The sequence below is a fragment of the Clostridium sp. LS genome (genome assembly GCF_002760435.1).
Lineage (GTDB): Bacteria > Bacillota > Clostridia > Clostridiales > Clostridiaceae > Clostridium.
The window spans coordinates 1-13,502 of the sequence record NZ_AUUU01000091.1 but is presented as its reverse complement, the minus strand read 5'-3'; the positions used below and the strand labels follow the sequence as shown (position 1 = coordinate 13,502).

Here is a 13,502-nt window from a genome sequence, read left to right as displayed (position 1 = left end):
CCTACTTTCCCACACAAAATTCACTAAAGATTTTATTCAATAAATCTTCTTCTAATTCATCTCCAGTTATTTCACCTAATGCTTTCATAGCTGCAGTTATGTATATAGAAATTAAATCAAGATATTCATTAGCATTAAATTTATCTAATGCTATATTACAATTATCCAAAGCTTTATATAGTGCCTGCTTATGTCTTGTATTTGATATTATCAAACTTTCGGAGCTTATTTCCCCATTGAAAAACAGATTTTTAATTTCTCTTTTCAAATCGTCTATACCTTCTCCTGTCTTCGCTGATATACCTATCTTATTGCCTAGGTTATCAATTATATCCCTTGATATTTTTATATCTAAATCTACTTTATTTAATAGCGTTATATATTTCTTGTGCTTAATTTTATCTATTATAAGCTGATCATCTTCACTAATCTCTCGAGATGCATCAAGCATTAATATTATTAAATCTGCTTCTTCAATCTTTTCTTTTGATTTTTCAACTCCTATCTTTTCTACTATATCTTCAGTTTCTCTTATCCCTGCAGTATCAATTATTCTAATAGGTATTCCATCTACATTTATGTATTCTTCAATTACATCTCTTGTAGTCCCTGGAATATCAGTTACTATTGCTCTTCTTTCCTTTAAAAGGGCATTAAGTAGAGATGATTTTCCAACATTTGGTTTACCAACAATAACCATATTAAGCCCTTCTCTTATTATTTTTCCCTCATCCGCATTAGCTAATAATCCTTTTACCTTAACAATTGTTTTACTTATGCCATCTTTTACTTCAGTTAAAAGATTTGCATCAATTACATCCTCATCATCCTCTGTAAAATCAACTGCATATTCAATTAAAGCTAATACATTTAATAGATATCTTCTTAAATTGGCTATCTCATTAGAAAGAGCTCCATTGCTTTGCAACATTGCAGCTTTCATCGCTAGTTCAGTCTTGGCAGTAATTATATCCATAACGGCTTCTGCTTGACTTAGATCTATTCGTCCATTTAAAAAAGCTCTTTTAGTAAACTCACCTGGCTCTGCAAGCCTTGCGCCCGCTTTTATTACTTCATTTAATACACTATTGGTTGATACAATCCCTCCATGGCAATTGATCTCAACTACATTTTCTCCTGTATAACTATTTGGTGCTTTCATATAACTTAAAATAACTTCATCGATTATTTCATTACTTTCTAAATCTATAATATTTCCATACTTCATGGTATATGTTTCCATTTTTTCAATATCATAGCTATTCTTAGGTTTAAATATTTTACTAGCAATTTTTAAAGCTTTTTCGCCAGAAATTCTAATTATAGCTACTCCACCTTCTCCAATAGGCGTAGCTATTGCAGAAATAGTATCAAATTCTTTCATGTTATCCTCCTCCATTAAAGAAGAATTTCTATATTAATACCTCTTCAAAACTAATATCAATTTTACATAACAAATAATAAATAGTCAAAGCCATATTAACTAAAATTTTCTTCTAAAATATATTCATTTATTTATAAATTTAAAAAGAAAGCCTAAACGGCTTTCTTTTACAAATTCTTTTTCAATTCAACAACTACTCTTCGAAATGGTTCTTCGCCCTCGCTATATGTATTAACCAAAGCATCACCTTGAAGTGCAGAATGAATAATTCTTCTCTCATAAGGGTTCATTGGCTCTAATTTAAATACTTTTTGTGTCTTTTTAACTTTATTGGCAGTCTTAAGAGCAACCCCCTTAAGAGTTTCCTCTCTTTTGCTTCTATAATTCTCAGTGTCTATTATAACTTTTTTATGAGGAAATTCATGTACTTTATTAACTACTAATGAAACTAAATATTGAATAGAATCTAAAGTTTCACCTCTATAACCAATTATTACCCCCATTTTATCCCCTGATAAGTTGATTATAACAGTATCATTTTCTTCTTTAATATCAATTTTAGCTTCTATTTCCATACAATTAAGTATATTTGCTATAAAATTTCGTGCCTCATCAATGTAATCATACATCTTAGAAACTCTAATTCTAGCTGGCTTAACTCCTATAACATTAAATAAACCTTTTGAACCATGATCTAGAACTTCAATATTAACTCTATTTTTATCTGTATCTAATTCAACTAAAGCTTTATTTAAGGCTTCTTCAACAGTTTTTCCTTCTACTTCTATTGATTTCATCTGTTAATTCACCACCTCTAATTATTAGCAAACTTAAATTACTTTTTATTTTTTCTTTTTCTACTAGCTAAATTTTTAGGTTCTTCAACTGCCATAACAAATTTTTCTGATTCTACTTTAGCTTTTTCTTCTTTCTGATCATTAATCTCTTTCATTGCTGGTCTATAGTTTAAGAAATAAGTTTGTATTGTCTGAATTATGTTACCAATTATCCAATAAAGTACTAATATAGACTTAAAATTCAATGACATAAATCCCATCATTCCAGCCATAACAAAATTCATTGTTCCCATATTCATTCCACCAGGCTGAGATGGAGTTGCTTTAGACATCAAATATGATGGTATATATGTTGATAGCGCTGCTAAAACTGGTAATATATAATATCTATCAGGTGCAAACAAATCTTTAATCCATAGAAATGATGCTCCTTCTATCCCAGATATGCCCATAAACACCCAATAAAGTGCCATTAAAATAGGCAATGGTAATAGCGATGGTAAACATCCTCCTGCTACACTAACATTATTATCTTTATATAGCTTCATCATTTCAGAATTCAATGTTTGTGGATCATCTTTATATTTATCTTGAATTTTTTTAAGTTCCGGTTGAATTTTTTGCATTCCCCGTGTAGATCTTGCTGCCTTAATGTTAAATGGCAATATTAAAATTCTTATAATTAATGTAAAAATAAATATTGCTAAAACATATGACAACCCAATATCTGATATTCCCATACTTATAATAAAGTTATGCAGGGAATCAAATATACCTTTCATAAAATCAACTATCGCTTGAAACATTAAAATATATACCTCCTGTGTTTCATCTTACTGGATCATACCCACCCTTGCAAAAAGGATTACATCTTAATATTCTGTAAAAAGCCATTAAACCACCTTTAAAAGCCCCATATTTATTTATGGCATCTAAAGCATATTGTGAACAAGTTGGCGTAAATCTACAGCATGAAGGCCTTCCAGGTGAAATATGTTTTCTATAAAAATTAATTAGGCGTATTAGTAATTTCTTCATTATTATATAAGCCCGCCTTTTTAATTAAACTCTTCATAGCTTTTTCTACCTCAAAATAGCTTTTCTCCTTAATTGGATTTCTTGCAATGAAAATAAAATCATATCCTTTTATTATATATTTATAATTTAATCTAAAGCTTTCACTTATTAATCTTTTACATCTACTTCTAACAACACTATTTCCGACTTTTTTGCTTACGGAAACACCTAATCTATTATAAAAGTTAAAATCTTTATCTTTATTCTTCTTATTTTTCAATATATACATAACTAGAAGTTCGTTTGCAACTGATTTACCTCTTCTATATATAATAGTAAATTCAAAATTTTTCTTTAATCTATAAATCATAGATATTTATATTCTCCTTTTTTCCCTGCATTTGCAGAAAAAAGGCCACTTAGAGCGGCCCTTAAGCTGTTAATTTTTTTCTTCCTTTTTGTCTTCTGCTTTTAAGAATGTTTCTTCCTGATTGAGTGCTCATTCTTTTTCTGAAACCATGTTCTTTTTTTCTTTGTCTCTTTTTAGGTTGGTAAGTCATGAACATTAAAATGCACCCCCTTAAATTTATTATTTATAGTAAAACTATACTTTGCGATTTTAAATTTTACCTTATTTATTATATATATATACTATTTTTCTGTCAAGGTGGTAATAATTGTTGATAATTATAATTATATATATTTTTTTGTGGATAACTTATTGAATATGAATAATTACTTATGTTATCATAAGTATTATGTTGTGAATAACTTTTAAATGATAAAACTTATCCACACGTGTGGATAGAATTGTGTATAACTTGTTTGTTTTTTAATTAAGTACATACTATAAGCGCTATTTATGCCTATTAGATGGCTGTTTATAACTTTTTTTACTATACTGTTATTAATTTTTTCATTCAATGGATATATACACATAATTATTAACATGTTGATATATTTGTATACATACTTGGCTATAATATTACAATGTTAATATCTCTGTTAATAACCTGTATATAAACTTTTAAAAATTTTTTTATTAAAATATTGGAGGAATATGAATGGATGCCGATCTTAAAAATTTGTGGGATAAAACCCTAGATATTATTAAAAGTGAGCTAAGTGAAGTTAGCTTTAATACCTGGATTAAAAGTTGCGAACCAATATCTATTTCTTCTGATACTCTAAAGATAAGCGTTCCGAATTCCTTTACTCAAGATATTTTAGATAAACGATATAAAGATTTAGTTGCAAATTCAATAAAAGCAGTCTGTTCAAAATTATATACAATTGATTTCGTTATAATGTCTGAAAGTTATGATAAAGAAGATAATAAAAGTAACAATAATCAATCATCAAAATCAATAGTAGTAAACGATGAAATGTCTTCCACATTAAATCCTAAATATACTTTTAATTCTTTTGTAATAGGTAATAGCAATAGATTTGCCCACGCTGCTTCATTAGCTGTTGCTGAATCCCCTGCAAAGGCATACAATCCTTTATTTATATATGGAGGTGTTGGACTCGGAAAAACTCATTTAATGCATGCTATAGGTCATTATATTTTAGATGGCAATCCAAATGCTAAAGTAGTATATGTTTCTTCTGAAAAATTTACAAATGAATTAATAAATGCAATAAAAGACGATAAGAACGAAGAATTTAGAAATAAATATAGAAATGTAGATATATTGCTAATAGATGATATTCAATTTATAGCTGGAAAGGAACGTACTCAAGAAGAGTTCTTCCATACATTTAATGCGCTACATGATGCAAATAAACAAATTATATTATCATCTGATAGACCTCCAAAAGAAATACCAACACTTGAAGACAGACTACGATCCAGATTTGAATGGGGGCTAATTGCAGATATTCAAGTTCCTGATTTTGAAACTAGAATGGCTATTCTTAAGAAAAAAGCCGATGTTGAGAATCTAAATGTAGCCAATGAAGTTATGGGGTACATTGCTACAAAAATTAAATCTAATATAAGAGAGCTTGAAGGAGCTTTAATAAGAATAATTGCTTATTCCTCATTAACCAATCGAGAAGTTACAGTAGATTTGGCTTCAGAGGCACTAAAAGATATCATATCTAAAAAGCAAGGAAAACACGTAACTATTGATTCTATACAAGATGTAGTTTCTAGTTACTTTAATTTACGTGTCGAAGATTTAAAATCTCAACGAAGAACTAGAAATGTAGCTTATCCAAGACAAATAGCAATGTACTTAAGCAGAAAACTAACAGATATGTCTTTGCCAAAGATAGGAGAAGAATTTGGTGGAAGAGATCATACTACAGTTATACACGCTTATGAAAAAATATCAGAAAACTTAAAAACTGATGATTCACTGCAACATACAGTTAATGACATCACAAAAAAATTAACTCAAAATTAATCCACAACTGTATATAATAACTTCATAGTATCTTGTGGATAATATTTTTCTAGTCATATGGTACTTAATACTGTGGATAACCAGGTTGATTTGTTACTGAATTATCCACAATATTTTTGAATGTAATTTTGTTGGTATTACTAAGCTTAAGGTAGTTATCAACAAATTAACAGCCCCTACTACTATTATTACTATAAAAATATTTATCTATCTCTAATTAATATCTTTTATTCCTGTTAATAAATAAGGAGGGTTTCCAAATGATTTTTACATGTGAAAAACAAAATATATTAGAAGGTATATCTATAGTTCAGAAAGCCATAACAGGCAAATCAACTATGCCTATACTTGAAGGAATATATATAAATACAAATAAATCAACACTAACTTTAATAGGTTCAGATATGGATGTAAGTATTCAAACATGCGTGGATGCTACAATCATAGAAGAAGGTAATATAGTTATTGATGCTAAAATGTTTGGAGAAATAATAAGAAAACTACCAAACTCAACTATCAAAATAGAAACTATTGAAAACCAGTTAATTAAAATAACTTGCGAAAAATCTGTATTTGATGTAGTTTATATGAATGCTAATGAATTTCCAGAGTTACCTAAAATTAATGAAGATTTAAAAATATCAGTAAATCAAAATATCTTAAAAAATATGATAAAAGGTACATCTTTTGCTATTGCTCAAGATGAAACCAGACCAATTCTTCAAGGAATACTATTCGAAGTAAAAGATAAGATTTTAAATTTAGTTGCACTTGATGGATATAGATTAGCAGTAAAAAGTGAATTTCTTGAGACAGATATAGATATAGAAGTTGTCATTCCTGGAAAAACTTTAAATGAAGTGTCAAAGATATTGGAGGATATTGAAGATATTGTAGATATAACATTTACTAATAATCATATACTATTTAATTTAGAAAAAACTAAAATAATATCGAGATTATTAGAAGGGAAATTCATAAATTATAACTCATTATTGCCACAAGAGCATAAGTTATTTGTTAATGTTAATAGACAAGAATTACAAAATGCTATTGAGAGAGCATCTTTAATGGCTAAAGAAGGAAATACAAATTTAATAAAATTAGATTTACAACAAGACAACTTAATTATAACATCCAATTCTCAATTGGGAAAAGTAAGAGAAGAAATTTCAATAAAATTGCAAGGAGAAGAAATACAAATTGCATTTAATTCAAAATACTTATTAGATGTATTAAAAAACATGGAAGAAGATGATGTTGTAATGAAAATGACTTCAAGTGTAAGTCCATGTGTAATTGAAGAAAAAGATAATGAAAATGCAAAATATTTAGTTTTACCAGTAAGACTAATGAGATAGGAGGATAAATATTATTTTAATATTTATACAAAAATGATGAATAAAATAAAGATTAATACTGAATTTATAAAGTTAGATGCTTTTTTGAAATGGGCCGCTATTGTTGGATCAGGTTCAGAAGCGAAGCTTTATATACAAGATGGTTTAGTGAAAGTGAATAATGAAATTTGCATTCAACGCGGAAAAAAATTAAAAGTTGGAGATATTGTGAGTTTTGAGGATTCAGAATTTGAAATAATATAAAATAATAAATAGACAATTATTTTATTATGATATAATTGTTACAGGTGTAGTTTTATGTATGTCAAAAATATAATTTTAGTTAATTATAGGAATTACGAAAGTTTAACTATAGAGTTAGATAAAAATGTCAATGTATTTATTGGAGATAATGCTCAAGGAAAAACTAATGTTTTAGAATCTATTTATTATGGTGCTTTTGCAAAATCCCATAGAACTTCAAAAGATAAAGAATTAATAAATTGGAAGAAAGATAAAGCTTATATAAGTTTACTTATTGGCAAGAACAGGATTGATAAGAAGATTGATATAAGTATATTAAGAGATGGCAAAAAAGCTATTAAGGTAAATAATATAAAAGTGAATAAAATCGGTGAGCTATTTGGAACATTTAACGTAGTTATGTTCTCTCCAGAAGATCTAAAAATTATAAAAGAGGCTCCTAATTTAAGGCGAAGATTACTAGATATGGAGCTATCACAAATAAACTCAAAGTATTATTTTAATTTAGTTCAATATCATAAAATTTTAAATGAAAGGAATACCCTACTAAAAAGTAATAAATTCAGCGAGGATATGTTAGAAGTATATGATACACAATTAATTGAATATGCTGATTATATTATTTCAAAAAGGTTAGAATATATAGATAAGATAAACTTTTATGGTAATGAAATTCATAAGGATATAACATCTGGTAAAGAAAAAATTGAATTTAAATATAATTGTACTGTTAATTTAAGCAATTTTAAAGATAACTATTTGAAAAAATTAAAAGATAATATTTTTAGGGATAAAGAAAAAGGTTTAACATCAATAGGACCTCACAGAGATGATTTTCAAGTTTTTATAAATGATATAGATGCTAAAACATTTGGATCGCAAGGACAACAGAGAACATCAATTTTAACTATGAAATTTTCATCTCTAAAAATTATTAAAGAGATTACTGGAGAATATCCTGTCTTATTATTAGATGATGTGCTTTCTGAACTTGATATAAATAGAAAAAAATATATATTGAGTACAATCAAAGATATTCAAACAATAATAACATGCACTGGAATAGATGATTTAGGAGAGCATTTAGACGATAAATCTAAATTATTTACTGTATCAAGCGGGCAAATTTTAAATTAAAGGAGGAATATTTGGTGTTCTTACATTTAGGTGAAAATGTTGTAGTTCCTATTAAAGATATTATTGGAATATTTGATCTGCAGAACACAATGTATAGTTCTGATACAATACAATTTTTAAGATTGGCAGAAGAAGACGGTTTTGTAGAAAGGATTACAGATGAAAAACCAAAGTCGTTTATTATAGCTGAAGTAGATAATAAAAGTAAAATCTATTTTTCACCAATATCTTCAACAACATTAACGAAGAGAACTGATATGGAATACAATTTTTAATTTCATAATAGTTGATAATTTTAATATTTAAAAGTTTAGGAGGAGTCTGATTTGGAACAAAATAATAAGAAATATGATGAAAATCAGATACAGGTTCTTGAAGGGTTAGAAGCAGTAAGAAAAAGACCAGGAATGTATATCGGAAGTACTAGTTCTAGAGGTCTTCATCATTTGGTTTATGAAATAGTTGATAATAGTATTGATGAAGCATTAGCTGGATATTGTAGGAAAATAGAAGTTAACATCAATGAAGATAACTCAATAAAAGTAACTGATGATGGTAGAGGTATGCCAGTAGGAATACATCCTAAAATGGGAAAGTCTACTGTTGAAGTTATAATGACAATATTGCATGCAGGCGGTAAATTTGGTGGTGAAGGATATAAAGTTTCAGGTGGATTACACGGGGTAGGTGCATCTGTAGTTAATGCTCTTTCAGAAGAGTGTACTGTTACAGTCAAAAGAGATGGTCATATATGGCAACAAAAGTATAGTAGAGGGAAGGTATTAAATGAACTTACCCAAATAGGCGATAGTGATGAAACTGGAACAGAAACGTATTTTAAACCGGATGTGGAAATATTTGATGAAACAATATATGATTTTGAAATTTTATCACAAAGATTAAGAGAATTAGCTTTCTTAAATAAGGGAATATATATAAAACTAATAGATAAAAGATATGACAAAGAAGAAGTTTTTCATTATGAAGGTGGAATTAAATCATTTGTTAGTTATTTAAATAGAAATAAAGTACCACTTCATGAAGAACCAATATATATTGAGGGATTAAAGGATAATGTATCTGTTGAAATAGCACTTCAGTATAATGATGGCTACACTGAAAATATTTTTACTTTTGCTAACAATATCGATACTGTTGAAGGTGGAACTCATTTAATTGGGTTTAAAACTGCATTAACTAGGGTATTTAATGATTATGCTAAAAAGTTTGGTCATATAAAGGAAAATGATAAAAATTTTACTGGAGATGATATAAGGGAAGGTCTTACAGCTGTAATATCAGTAAAAATAGAAGAACCACAATTCGAAGGGCAAACTAAAACTAAATTAGGAAATAGTGAAGTTAGAGGAATTGTTGATTCAATTGTTGGTGAAAATATAGGAGTATTCTTAGAAGAGAACCCTAATATTGGAAAGATGATAGTTGATAAAGCACTGATGGCAGCTAGAGCTAGAGATGCAGCTAGAAAAGCGAGAGAGTTAACAAGAAAATCGGTATTGGAAAGATCTACATTACCTGGGAAATTAGCAGATTGTTCTTCGAAGGATCCTAGAGAATGTGAAATTTACATTGTCGAAGGAGATTCAGCAGGTGGATCAGCAAAACAGGGAAGAAACAGAAAATTTCAAGCTATATTACCTTTAAGAGGAAAAATATTAAATGTTGAAAAGCAAAGATTGGATAGAATCTTAAATGCAGATACAATTAGATCTATGGTCACCGCTTTTGGTGCTGGAATTGGAAATGATTTTGATGTAGAAAAAATTAGGTATAACAGAATCATAATTATGACAGATGCTGATGTTGATGGAGCTCATATTAGAACACTATTATTAACATTTTTCTATAGGTATATGAGACAGTTAGTAGATGATGGGCATGTATACATAGCACAGCCGCCATTATATAAAGTTAGCAAGAGTAAGAAAGATTATTACGCATATAGTGATTCTGAATTAGAGAATGTTTTATCTGAATTAGGTGGAAAAGATAATTCAACGGATATTCAAAGATACAAAGGTCTTGGAGAAATGAATGCATCTCAATTATGGGATACAACAATGGATCCAGAAAAGAGAATTTTATTGAAAGTCAATATAGAAGATGCAATGGCAGCTGATGAAATTTTCACTATCTTAATGGGTGAAAAGGTTGAGCCAAGAAAAGAATTTATTACGCAAAATGCTAAAAATGTTGTTAATTTAGATATTTAGTACTGAAATATGAGGTGAGTACATGGATTTTAATGAGGGAAAAGTTATACCCGTAGATATTAAACATGAAATGAAAAAATGTTATATAGATTATGCAATGAGTGTCATAGTTGGTCGTGCACTACCTGATGTTAGAGACGGTTTAAAGCCTGTACATAGAAGAATACTTTATTCTTTGCAAGAATTGGGTTTAACTCCGGAAAAAGGATATAGAAAATGTGCAAGAATAGTTGGAGATGTTTTAGGAAAATACCATCCACATGGTGATACTTCTGTTTATGATGCATTGGTAAGAATGGCACAGGATTTTTCGATGAGATATATGCTAGTGGATGGCCATGGAAATTTTGGTTCTGTAGATGGGGACAGCGCAGCAGCTATGAGATATACAGAAGCAAAGATGAATAAAATAGCTGTTGAAATGCTGAGAGATATTAACAAAAACACAGTTGATTTTATGCCTAATTTTGATGGTGAAGAACAAGAACCAGTAGTATTGCCATCAAGATTTCCTAATTTATTAGTTAACGGTTCATCAGGAATAGCAGTTGGTATGGCAACCAATATACCTCCACATAATTTAGGAGAAATAATTGATGGAACTGTTATGCTTATAGATGATCCAGAAGTTACAGTATTGGATCTTATGACAAAAATTAAAGGACCAGATTTCCCTACAGGAGCTACTATTATGGGTAAATCAGGAATAAGGGCGGCTTATGAAACTGGTAAGGGAAAAATTATTGTAAGAGCAAAGGCTGAAATAGAAGAAGAGAACGGAAGACATACAATAATTGTCACAGAAATACCATATCAAGTAAACAAAGCAAAACTAATAGAAAATATTGCAGATTTAGTAAAAGATAAAAAAATTACTGGAATATCTGATTTAAGGGATGAATCAGATAGGGATGGTATGAGAATTGTAATTGAGCTAAAAAGGGATGCTAATCCCAATGTAGTATTAAATTTATTGTATAAGCATACAAAACTTCAAGATACATTTGGTATCATTATGTTGGCATTAGTCAACAATGAGCCGATAGTTCTGAATTTAAAGCAAATATTAGAACATTATATAGAATTCCAAAAAGAAGTTATAACAAGAAGAACTGTATTTGATTTAAATAAAGCAGAAGCTAGAGCACATATATTAGAGGGCTTAAAAATAGCATTAGATAATATAGATGAAGTAATAAGTATTATAAGAAATTCTAGTACTAGTGAAATTGCGAAGAACACTTTAATGGAAAGATTTAATCTTTCAGAGAAGCAATCTCAAGCTATATTAGAAATGAGATTGAGAAGATTAACTGGTCTAGAAAGAGACAAAATTGAGGAAGAATATAACGAGCTAATGAAGCAAATAGAATATTTAAAATCTATACTAGCGAGTGAAGAAAAATTATTAGGTGTTATAAAAAGTGAACTTTTAGAAATAAAAGCTAAATATTCTGATGAAAGACGCAGTTATATTGAAAAAATTGTTAATGAAATCGACATAGAAGATTTAATACAGGAAGAAGATGTCGTTATAACATTAACACACTCAGGATATATAAAGAGAATTTCAGCCGATACTTATTCAGCTCAAAGAAGAGGTGGAAAAGGAATTCAGGCAATGACAACAAAGGAAGATGATTTTGTTGAACATTTAATGATAACATCAACACATTCTGATGTGTTGTTCTTTACTAATAAGGGAAGAGTGTATAAATTAAGAGCTTATGAAATTCCTGATGCTGGAAGACAAGCAAAAGGTACAAATTTAATAAATCTTATAGCAATAGAATCTGATGAAAAAATTCAAACAGTGTTAACTGTAACAGATGAGAAAAAAGAAGGTTTCTTATTTATGGGAACTAAACAAGGCATAGTAAAGAAAACTCCATTAAGTGAATTTAAAAACTTAAGGAAAAATGGTTTAATTGCAATAAGTCTAAAAGATGGAGATGAACTATTAAAAGTAAAGAATACTTATGGGGATGCAAACATAATGGTTGTAACTCAAAATGGTTATGCTGTTAAGTTTAATGAAAAAGATGTTAGATCTATGGGAAGAACTGCATCTGGAGTTAAAGCGATAAATTTAAAAGAAGATGATATAGCTGTGTGTATGGATATAGCTGTTGATGGTGAAGAGCTACTAGTAATAAGTGAAAATGGCTATGGAAAGAGGACTCCTATCGCTGAATATAAGCTTCAGAATAGGGGAGGAGTAGGATTAATAACTTATAAGATTAGTGAGAAAACTGGAAAACTTGCAGGAGCTACAATCTGTAAAGTTGACGATGAATTAATGCTTATTAATTCTAGTGGGGTAGTTATTAGAATTAATGTATCTGATATATCAGTTACAAGTAGATCTGCAATGGGAGTAACGCTAATGAGAACTAGTGAGGATGAAAAAGTTGTTGCTATAGCTAAGATACTAAGCAGCGATGATTCAGAAGAACAAGCAGGTGAAATAATTGATATTGAAACTGGTAATATAGAAGAATAAAGTTAGTTATAGGATTATAGAATATTTAATTAAGGCATTTAGCATATTTACAATACTGTTAAATGCCTTAGTTTTATATATAAAATAAATAAATTGATATCATATGAACCTAGTGTATCCTTGTGAGAAATAATGAATATTATAGAGTAAATTGAAGAAAATTAAATTTAAATTAAGATAGTAAGGTTGTATAGTAAAAAAACTAGTAAATAATATGTTAAGATAAAAAACGTCGTCAAGAGACATAGGATCTTTAAAAAATTTAAATACGAATCTTTAAAGATTTTAAAAAATATGTTGACAGTACGAATATTAAATGATATACTAAAAAAGTCGCTTGAGGGTGACAAAAAATTAAAACAAATTACAACAGTAGTTGTAAGAAAGAAAATGGTCTTTGAAAATTGAACAG

At 28.7% G+C, this 13,502-nt stretch carries 13 protein-coding genes; 7 read left to right on the top strand and 6 right to left on the bottom strand.

All coding sequences use genetic code 11. The features are described from left to right. Position 1: 1 nt before the first annotated feature. The 6 genes from mnmE to rpmH all read right to left on the bottom strand — a co-directional run bounded on the left by mnmE (position 2) and on the right by rpmH (position 3,764). Positions 2 to 1,384: a tRNA uridine-5-carboxymethylaminomethyl(34) synthesis GTPase MnmE gene (mnmE, locus tag COL3_RS18900; protein WP_008419032.1), complete on the bottom strand. Its 1,383-nt coding sequence runs from the start codon at positions 1,382 to 1,384 to the stop codon at positions 2 to 4. Positions 1,385 to 1,551: 167 nt separating this feature from the next. Next, on the bottom strand, positions 1,552 to 2,181 hold the full coding sequence (gene jag / locus COL3_RS18895) for an RNA-binding cell elongation regulator Jag/EloR (protein WP_008419034.1): 630 nt from the start codon (positions 2,179 to 2,181) through the stop codon (positions 1,552 to 1,554). 38 nt (positions 2,182 to 2,219) lie between these two features. Then, entirely contained in the window at positions 2,220 to 2,987 is a 768-nt protein-coding gene (locus COL3_RS18890) for a membrane protein insertase YidC (protein WP_008419036.1), read from the bottom strand. Between the two features lie 22 nt (positions 2,988 to 3,009). After that, positions 3,010 to 3,219: a membrane protein insertion efficiency factor YidD gene (yidD, locus tag COL3_RS18885; RefSeq protein ID WP_008419038.1), complete on the bottom strand. Its 210-nt coding sequence runs from the start codon at positions 3,217 to 3,219 to the stop codon at positions 3,010 to 3,012. Next, positions 3,191 to 3,568, bottom strand: a complete 378-nt coding sequence (gene rnpA, locus COL3_RS18880) for a ribonuclease P protein component (RefSeq protein ID WP_008419040.1) — start codon at positions 3,566 to 3,568, stop codon at positions 3,191 to 3,193. Before rnpA ends, yidD begins: the two co-directional genes overlap by 29 nt. Before the next feature lie 61 nt (positions 3,569 to 3,629). Further along, complete coding sequence (gene rpmH, locus COL3_RS18875; RefSeq protein WP_008419045.1) at positions 3,630 to 3,764, bottom strand: 50S ribosomal protein L34; 135 nt, start codon at positions 3,762 to 3,764, stop codon at positions 3,630 to 3,632. A gap of 498 nt (positions 3,765 to 4,262) precedes the next feature. On the opposite strand from rpmH, the gene dnaA reads away from it, so the two are divergent. The 7 genes from dnaA (at position 4,263) to gyrA (ending at position 13,090) form a co-directional block, all read left to right on the top strand. After that, positions 4,263 to 5,612, top strand: a complete 1,350-nt coding sequence (gene dnaA, locus COL3_RS18870; protein ID WP_008419046.1) for a chromosomal replication initiator protein DnaA — start codon at positions 4,263 to 4,265, stop codon at positions 5,610 to 5,612. A 260-nt stretch (positions 5,613 to 5,872) separates the two neighbouring features. Continuing rightward, entirely contained in the window at positions 5,873 to 6,973 is a 1,101-nt protein-coding gene (gene dnaN, locus COL3_RS18865) for a DNA polymerase III subunit beta (protein WP_008419048.1), read from the top strand. A gap of 36 nt (positions 6,974 to 7,009) precedes the next feature. Next, positions 7,010 to 7,216 (top strand): S4 domain-containing protein YaaA, encoded by a 207-nt coding sequence (gene yaaA / locus COL3_RS18860; RefSeq protein WP_035282308.1) that lies wholly within the window; start codon positions 7,010 to 7,012, stop codon positions 7,214 to 7,216. 54 nt (positions 7,217 to 7,270) lie between these two features. Further along, positions 7,271 to 8,353 (top strand): DNA replication/repair protein RecF, encoded by a 1,083-nt coding sequence (recF, locus tag COL3_RS18855; RefSeq protein WP_008419052.1) that lies wholly within the window; start codon positions 7,271 to 7,273, stop codon positions 8,351 to 8,353. Positions 8,354 to 8,367: 14 nt separating this feature from the next. Next, entirely contained in the window at positions 8,368 to 8,628 is a 261-nt protein-coding gene (locus tag COL3_RS18850) for an extracellular matrix/biofilm biosynthesis regulator RemA family protein (protein ID WP_008419054.1), read from the top strand. 51 nt (positions 8,629 to 8,679) lie between these two features. Then, a complete protein-coding gene (gene gyrB / locus COL3_RS18845) occupies positions 8,680 to 10,587 on the top strand; it encodes a DNA topoisomerase (ATP-hydrolyzing) subunit B (protein WP_008419056.1) in 1,908 nt (635 codons plus the stop codon). Positions 10,588 to 10,609: 22 nt separating this feature from the next. Beyond that, entirely contained in the window at positions 10,610 to 13,090 is a 2,481-nt protein-coding gene (gene gyrA, locus COL3_RS18840; RefSeq protein ID WP_008419057.1) for a DNA gyrase subunit A, read from the top strand. Positions 13,091 to 13,502: the final 412 nt, after the last annotated feature.

Coding starts and splice junctions, on each gene's coding strand:
- mnmE (WP_008419032.1), bottom strand. CDS start 1,384: ATGAAAGAATTTGATACTATTTCTGCAATAGCTACGCCTATTGGAGAA.
- jag (WP_008419034.1), bottom strand. CDS start 2,181: ATGAAATCAATAGAAGTAGAAGGAAAAACTGTTGAAGAAGCCTTAAAT.
- COL3_RS18890 (WP_008419036.1), bottom strand. CDS start 2,987: ATGTTTCAAGCGATAGTTGATTTTATGAAAGGTATATTTGATTCCCTG.
- yidD (WP_008419038.1), bottom strand. CDS start 3,219: ATGAAGAAATTACTAATACGCCTAATTAATTTTTATAGAAAACATATT.
- rnpA (WP_008419040.1), bottom strand. CDS start 3,568: ATGATTTATAGATTAAAGAAAAATTTTGAATTTACTATTATATATAGA.
- rpmH (WP_008419045.1), bottom strand. CDS start 3,764: ATGTTCATGACTTACCAACCTAAAAAGAGACAAAGAAAAAAAGAACAT.
- dnaA (WP_008419046.1), top strand. CDS start 4,263: ATGGATGCCGATCTTAAAAATTTGTGGGATAAAACCCTAGATATTATT.
- dnaN (WP_008419048.1), top strand. CDS start 5,873: ATGATTTTTACATGTGAAAAACAAAATATATTAGAAGGTATATCTATA.
- yaaA (WP_035282308.1), top strand. CDS start 7,010: ATGAATAAAATAAAGATTAATACTGAATTTATAAAGTTAGATGCTTTT.
- recF (WP_008419052.1), top strand. CDS start 7,271: ATGTATGTCAAAAATATAATTTTAGTTAATTATAGGAATTACGAAAGT.
- gyrA (WP_008419057.1), top strand. CDS start 10,610: ATGGATTTTAATGAGGGAAAAGTTATACCCGTAGATATTAAACATGAA.